This is a genomic window from Methylobacterium terricola, from assembly GCF_006151805.1.
GTDB lineage: Bacteria > Pseudomonadota > Alphaproteobacteria > Rhizobiales > Beijerinckiaceae > Methylobacterium > Methylobacterium terricola.
The window spans coordinates 262,152-268,348 of the sequence record NZ_VDDA01000006.1 but is presented as its reverse complement, the minus strand read 5'-3'; the positions used below and the strand labels follow the sequence as shown (position 1 = coordinate 268,348).

The following is a 6,197-nucleotide window of genomic DNA, read 5'->3' as shown; positions in this document are numbered from 1 at the left end:
TCAACCGCGCCCGCCGCTTGCCCGTCCGCTACGAACGCCGCGCCGACATCTACGAGGCCTTCACGTTCCTGCAGGCAAGCCTCATCACCCTCCGCCAGATCAGGCGGTTCTGTTAGGCGCTCTTAATTTTGCTATTCGCAACTTCCGGATCTTCGGCGATAGTCGCTAAAATGACCTGCTTCCTGCCGCAAGCTATCACTGCAGAAAGGGTTCAAGCTAGGCTGCCATAAGACTCTGAGCATAAGACTCTGATGTCGTGGCCGCCACTCAAGGGGCTGCTTCTTCCTACGAAGCGGCCATCTGAGCTATGGTGCTTCAAGGTCTGCATGGGGTCAGTTTCGGCTCTGAAAGTCAGCGAACCGCGCGCTCAGGCGATCGCGATCCGGTTGATCGGCGCGACGGTTGGGGAGCCGTATTGTGCGGCCGGCCATTGCCTTGATCCCCTGTTCTAGCATCGGGCCGTCATCGATCGCCAGGAGCTGCGGGCTGACGTGTATCCGGAAGTCTGGATCGATGCCGATGAGGTGGGCGTCGAACGCGGCATGGTGCACCTTGGATAGTGGCAGACCGTTCGGCACGATCGGCTGACCGAGGGTCTCGTCCCGGTCCGGTGCTATGTGCGCAGCGTCAAGTAGGCGTGGCTCCGGCAGCCCCGAGATCGCGCATCGCCCCCCGTAGGCGGCCAGGACGGCCTCCCGGAATGTAGCCTGATGCAGGCGCTGCCGCACGAGCCGCAGGCCATAGCGCCGCTCTGCCGCCGTCGGCATGTTCCGGGGGGCCTCTGCTTCTCTGAGCCCGAGCTCGCCGGCTGGCGCTCCGAATGCGAGCCGCGCCGTCAGCGTGTCCGCTGACCAGTCGGCGACATAGGTCGGGTACACCAGCGTGTAGCGGCCCGGTGCGACCCCGAGGAAGTACAGGATCGGCACCGCTTCCCGCATCGCCTCGCGTAGGTGACGGTTCTCCGGCATGTCGGGGCCGCCGACCATGAAGGCATAATCCACCACTTCGTCGCCGGCCAGAATCTGGCGGTGAACCTGCCGCTGGTCGTCGTACCAGATCTTGCTGCCCGTGCTCGGGAAGACCGTGCGCACGCTGAGCAGGTGACGCATCACGCGTGGGCGGAAGATGCCGCGCTGCGGGTTGATCAGAGGTACGCGCTCGCCCGCGTAGGCGAAGCCGGCCGCGAGGTCGTCCGACGTGAGCACGCCTGCAACCGCGCGGCGCCGTAGCTGCTCGACGGCGGCTGCGCGCATCGCCGCGTCGGTGAGCGGGTCGGCTGTCATCCGCGGTAACGTTCCTCGCGGTGCCAGCGCAGTGCGTCAGGCGATGGCGCTCCGCCGCGCGGCGGACGAACCGTTGCACCGTGCAGGTCGTAGTACTGTCGGCCGTTATCGAAATCGGCCTTCAGCCGGGCGCTCACCTCAAATCGGTGGTCCGGCGAGACCGTGACGTAGCCGAGATCGAAGAGTCGGTGGATGTCGGTGCGCAGCAGCAGCCCGTTGGAGAGGTGATGCGCACCGCCCTCAGTGAATGGGCGGATGTGGGCGGCGTCCAGGATCGGCAGCGTCCGCTCGCCCGTGACGGCACAGCGCCGCTCGTAGCCGTCGGTCACGGCCAGACGGAACGCTCCCTGACCAAGACGAGGCAGCACCAGCACAGGGGAACCGTAGCGGGGAAGGTCTACAGCAGGCGCTGCCGGCTCAGACGCCGAACCTGTGGCGAGACGCTCAGTCACAGCGTCCCAGATCGCGCGTCCCTCAAGTTCGTCGGTGCTGTACCCCTTACCCTGAACGATGGCCTTGGCGAAGCTCGCTGGGGTCGGTAACCATTGCGCGCGAGGCCAGAAGAACGGCTGCGTCAGGATGCGGCAGCCGATCATCGGATCGCTGCGTGGGTCAAGCGGTCCCGCCTCTCGCCGGTAGCGCGCGATGCGTCGGCGCATCTCGGCGAGACTGGACGCCCCATTGCGGGTCTCGAAGGCTTCCCAGGCCAGTGACAGTGGTGCGAGCGAGCCGTGGGAGAATACGCCACCGCCGACGATGACATCGTCGGGCGCGTGTAGTTTGAACAGCAGCAGTTCACCCGGCTGTAGGGCGCGGAAGTTGTAGCGACCGCTCGGCTGCCAGAAGTTTACCTCATCCGGCGTCTGCCGGGCGAGGGCATCGAACCAGTCCCGGTCGGTGATCGCGACGAACAGGTGAACCATCCGTCGAGCGTGGTGGAGCGCCCGACGTTTGGCAAGGCCACGATCGTATCGCTGGCCGACAGACTTGATGACGCGCCCGCGTCGACGCAGAACGTCCCGGTCTCTTCATCGCCGATCCAGTCGGCATTTCTGCTCCACGGGCCGCATGAGTGTTTTAAATGGGGCCATCGCCGCCTACGATCGCGGAGCGGCGGCGTTCACGGCGCGCTACGAAGCGGTGAGCGCTGGAGCTCTGTGGGGGCGGCTTCAGGACCTGTTGCCGAGCGGTGCGGGACGCCTCGCCCTCGATGTCGGAGCGGGCTCCGGCCGTGACGTGGCGTGGCTAGTCGGCTTGGGCTTCGAGGTCGTAGCCGCCGAGCCTGCCGCTGGGATGCGTGCGGAGGGCAGGCGGCTGCACCCGGAGCTGCGCTGGGTCGATGATCGATTGCCCGCGTTGACGGCCGTGAACTGCGCCTGTCGTTGCGCCGAGAGCAGTGGGGTGGCTGTGAGGTTGATGAGCGTCTCCAGAGGCATTGACCTATCGGGCCGAGCTGGAGGTCGCTGACCGCCGTCGAGGCCGCATGTCGGCAGAACCGGCCCGTCGAGAGGTGCCAAGTTTCAAACACTTGGCGGGGTCAAGATTCGTGGAAAATCTGCAATGGTCCGCGTCGGGTGGTCGCGGTGCTGAGGTCAGCCGGGCGGAGAGCTCAAGAGCGCTAAGTCATAGGGCATGGTGGCAGAGGTGCCGGGGACCAAGGGGGCATTCAACCGCCTGCCGGCTGTACGCCGGTGCTTACCGGCTGAGGCGCCGTAGGCGGCAGGGCGGCCTGCCGGTCCAGTCCGTCTGGCGCCGGCTGGAGTGATTTTCGGTGTAACGTAGTGGCCGCTATCGGCGCCAAATAGCCGTGGACGCGGTCTCCCTACGCAGCGATGCTGAGCTGGCGTGTCGGACGGCCGCGCCCTCAGCGCTTGTCGCTGTCCGCGGCCTTCGCCCGTTGTAGTTGCCAGACCGGCACTTGGTTCGGGTCGAGCCGGGCACGACGCTCCGTCATGAACCGGCTGAACGAGGACGTCGTCGACAGGACCGCGTCTCCAATCGCCAGTCGCAGCCGCCGCTGGCCGCTTTCCTCAATGTCGTCGGTCTCGCGCAGCAGGCCCTGCACTCGGTGGAGGTCGACCGTGCCGCCCGCGATCAGCGCACTGGCGTTCATGGCATGATCGGGGGCCTCGGTGTGGCACCAAAGCCAAAGCAGGTGCTCCGCGCTCGCCAGCCGCGCCGGGACGCCGAACCACGGGCGGGTGATCGCATTGCCCAGCAGCCCCGACTCGGTCGCGCAGGTGCAGGGCCGCAGCGTCAGCTCGATGGGCCGCCGGCATAGATGCGGGTCCATATGAGCGGCGAACCGGGTCCGCGTCGCCCGCACGAGGTCTGCCGCGCGCTCGCCCCCATCCGTGCCGAGATCAGCCACGATCTCGATGTCGCCGACAAAGCGAGCCTGCTCGTGCAGCGTCAAGGCGATGCGCCCGAGAACGGCGTAGGCGGCCCCAGCCGCGTCGAGCCGCCCGATGATGTCGCGGAAGATCGCTGGCAGCATCGGCGTGGCGCGCAGGGTCGAGAACAGCTCTTCCGCCGCCACGTATGACCGACAGGCCTGGAACTTGGCAGTACGGATGTCGCCTGTGCCGAGGCTGCACACGAGCTCGTTGCGGCCCAGGCATCGCCGCAGGTCGGCCGGAACACGGCGTCGGAAGTGGAAGATGCGTCCGCGCTGGACGATGTTGGCGACCGAACCCAAACCGCGCTCCCGCCGTCTCGCGGACGGCCTGTGTAGCAGCGGTGTGTAGCAACACGCTCAAACCGCAGGGCGGTTCAGCGAATTCGTAAATGCCTGGAGCAGCTTAGGTCGCCGAGTGGCTGGGGGACGTGGATTCGAACCACGACTAACGGAGTCAGAGTCCGCTGTTCTACCGTTAAACTATCCCCCAACGAAGCGGTGCATGCCATGGAGCAGAGGAGCGATCCGTCCGCCCGGTGTGTTGCGTCACCGCCTCGGGTGCGGTGGAGATAGGCGGGTTCGCGGATCCGGTCAAGGCCTTCTTGCGCGGCCGGGCCGGATGGCCATCGCCGCGGTTGCTCGGGCGCGGGACGCCGGGGAGCGTGGCCGCCGCACTTCGGTCGACGGCAAGGTTTCGACGCATCGGCCGCCAGGGTCGTCCGTCTCGCTGTTTCGACGCGAAGGCTGAAGCCGCGATCGCTGCGGTGCAGCAGGCCATGGGCCCGGCGCGTGACCAGCGGCGCGACCGCCGGCGCGCCCGGGAAGACCGATCGGGAAAAACCAGAGTCCGGCCGCGATACACAAGTTTTCCTTGGCGGAGCGGCTGTTTCACTTGATGACGGCGTGATCCGCCCGATATGCCTGGACGACTCGGAACGTGCCGGGTTGTTCAGATCGGGATGGAACCTCGTGTCGGACGTCAACCTGGAGCAGGCATCTGAGTTCGTCGGTCTCGCGGCCGACATCGTCTCGTCCTATGTCGCCAACAACAATCTTCAGGTGGCGGAGCTGCCGGCCCTGATCGCGTCGGTCCATGCCGCCCTGGCCACCCTCGGCCAGCCGGCGGCGCCGGCCGTCGAGGAGACGCGGGCGACCCCGGCGCAGATCCGCAAGTCGGTCACGGCCGACCACCTGATCAGCTTCATCGACGGCAAGCCCTATCGCTCGCTCAAGCGCCACCTGACCTCGCAGGGGCTCACGCCCGCGGAGTACCGCCAGAAGTTCGGGCTGCCGCACGATTACCCGATGGTCGCGGCGAGCTACGCCGCCCAGCGCTCGGCCCTGGCCAAGAGCCTGGGCCTCGGACAGCGGCGCCGCGACGCCGCGGCGGCGGCCGCGCAGATCGAGGAGGTTCAGGCCGCAGCGGCCGAGCCCGTCGCCGTGCCGGAACCCGCCGCCGAGCCCGCGCAGGACAAGCCGGCCCCGCGCCGGCGCGCCCGCAAAGCCGCGGCCGAGTAGGATGGCGCTCGCCAATCCCTGGCGGCGGTCGCGCGGCCGGCGCCTCCCGTCGCGCGAGCAGGTTCTGCTGCTCCTGGCCGGGGCGGCGATCGCGGCGGTCGGCGTGGCGCTGGCCGGCGGCGACCTGCTAGGGACTTGGCCCGCCGGGACTTGGCCCGCAGGGACATGGTTTGCACGGACCTGGCTCGGATGACGCGGCGCCGATGAAGCAGACCTCATGCGCGATGGCGCTCGTCCTCGTGCTCGCGACGGGGGCGGCCGCGGCGCCGGACGGCAAGCCCGTTTCCGCTGCGGCGGTGATCCGCTCTTGCAGCGGCGAGGCGCTGCCGGAATACCGGAAGGGGGCGTGCCTCGACGAGGCCGCCAAGGCGCTGCGGGGGCGGCTCGATGCGGCGGTGGAGCGCAAGCTCGCCGCCATCGCGGCGGTCGCCACCCGGCCGCCGAGCCCCGGCAGCCTGGCCGGCCGCGAGGATGCCGAGACCTGGCGCAAGGCGTTCCTCGCCGCACAGGGCGCCTGGGACGAGTATTTCCGGCGCCACTGCGACAGTCTCTACGACTTCGACTACCATGGCGGCTCGGCGGCGGGGCAGCTCGCCTCGGCGTGCAAGATCCGGCTCCTGGCCGCGCGGATCGACGAGCTGCGGGAGCAGCAGTGAGGCGCGAGGAGGGCTGTCGATGAGCGGGCCGCTGACCTTCGAGGACGACGTCGAGGCGCGCCTGGGCGCTCTCGAGCTGATCGTGACCGCCTTGCTGCGCGAGCGGGCGGAGCGGGACCCCGACGCCCGCGAGGCGGTGCTGGAAGCTTTGCGGCGCGAGGCGGCGGTGCCGGCCCCGCCGACGCCGAAGACCGAGGCGGCTCTGGCCAAGGCCGTGGCGCTGGCGGAGATCATCCTGGCGCCCTGATCGGGCGCACCGCCCTGATCGGGCGCTAGGCCCGGACGAGCCGGGCGCGTCAGGCGCCGCCGATCGGCTCGGTGACCGTGCCGGTGCTGGCAAGA

At 68.6% G+C, this 6,197-nt stretch carries 7 protein-coding genes, 1 tRNA gene and 1 pseudogene; 5 read left to right on the top strand and 4 right to left on the bottom strand.

Features of this window, described 5'->3' with window-relative positions; genetic code table 11:
- A pseudogene (locus FF100_RS16930) lies at positions 1-116 on the top strand (IS5/IS1182 family transposase); the annotation flags it as partial.
- Between the two features lie 216 nt (positions 117-332).
- Here FF100_RS16930 and FF100_RS16925 read toward each other — a convergent pair.
- The 4 genes from FF100_RS16925 to FF100_RS16905 form a co-directional block, all read right to left on the bottom strand.
- A complete protein-coding gene (locus FF100_RS16925; RefSeq protein WP_139036841.1) occupies positions 333-1,283 on the bottom strand; it encodes an HNH endonuclease in 951 nt (316 codons plus the stop codon).
- Positions 1,280-2,206, bottom strand: a complete 927-nt coding sequence (locus FF100_RS16920) for an HNH endonuclease (protein ID WP_139036840.1) — start codon at positions 2,204-2,206, stop codon at positions 1,280-1,282. Before FF100_RS16920 ends, FF100_RS16925 begins: the two co-directional genes overlap by 4 nt.
- A 941-nt stretch (positions 2,207-3,147) precedes the next feature.
- Entirely contained in the window at positions 3,148-3,981 is an 834-nt protein-coding gene (locus tag FF100_RS16910) for a DUF6538 domain-containing protein (protein WP_139036839.1), read from the bottom strand.
- Between the two features lie 116 nt (positions 3,982-4,097).
- Positions 4,098-4,171 (bottom strand) — tRNA-Gln (locus FF100_RS16905).
- Between the two features lie 479 nt (positions 4,172-4,650).
- Between FF100_RS16905 and FF100_RS16900 the strand changes: the two genes are divergently transcribed.
- Genes FF100_RS16900 through FF100_RS16885 form a run of 4 tightly spaced genes read left to right on the top strand, consistent with a single transcriptional unit; the run spans position 4,651 to position 6,102 of the window.
- The gene (locus FF100_RS16900) at positions 4,651-5,199 is read left to right on the top strand and encodes a Ros/MucR family transcriptional regulator (RefSeq protein WP_171070202.1); all 549 of its coding nucleotides are present in this window, start codon (positions 4,651-4,653) and stop codon (positions 5,197-5,199) included.
- Position 5,200: 1 nt separating this feature from the next.
- Positions 5,201-5,392, top strand: a complete 192-nt coding sequence (locus FF100_RS37595) for a hypothetical protein (protein ID WP_139036838.1) — start codon at positions 5,201-5,203, stop codon at positions 5,390-5,392.
- Between the two features lie 10 nt (positions 5,393-5,402).
- Positions 5,403-5,855 carry a lysozyme inhibitor LprI family protein gene (locus tag FF100_RS16890; RefSeq protein ID WP_139036837.1) on the top strand — a complete coding sequence of 151 codons (453 nt, stop codon included), beginning with the start codon at positions 5,403-5,405 and terminating at the stop codon, positions 5,853-5,855.
- Between the two features lie 19 nt (positions 5,856-5,874).
- Positions 5,875-6,102 carry a hypothetical protein gene (locus FF100_RS16885; RefSeq protein ID WP_139036836.1) on the top strand — a complete coding sequence of 76 codons (228 nt, stop codon included), beginning with the start codon at positions 5,875-5,877 and terminating at the stop codon, positions 6,100-6,102.
- Positions 6,103-6,197: the final 95 nt, after the last annotated feature.